This is a genomic window from Patiriisocius sp. 208BN25-11, assembly GCF_058147145.1.
The window spans coordinates 1-238 of sequence record NZ_JBYVJY010000133.1; the positions used below are offsets into that span (position 1 = coordinate 1).

The window sequence follows — 238 nt, forward strand, 5'->3', positions numbered from 1 at the left end:
TACAGGGTAGAGTTATCAAAAAAGAAAAATGAATCCAAAAGAACAGTTTCAGTTTTGATATAAGTGATTTAGATAGCGTAATATATTTTCTAACAATGCATACAGAAGATGGATCTGTGGTAGAGAGAATTATAAAAGAATAATAATCTGTTCAAGATTAATTAGTTAGATTGAGTTAAAAAGTCTGTTAGCATACTCCTCTTGCTAGCAGGCTTTTTTTAATCAAAAGCATAATTAA

1 protein-coding gene is annotated in these 238 nt (G+C 28.2%); it reads left to right on the top strand.

Going from position 1 to position 238, the window contains the following annotated elements; all coding sequences use genetic code 11:
- Window positions 1-32 precede the first annotated feature (32 nt).
- Complete coding sequence (locus tag ACY2RS_RS15865) at window positions 33-143, top strand: T9SS type A sorting domain-containing protein (protein ID WP_490099622.1); 111 nt, start codon at window positions 33-35, stop codon at window positions 141-143.
- The last annotated feature ends 95 nt before the right edge of the window (window positions 144-238 follow it).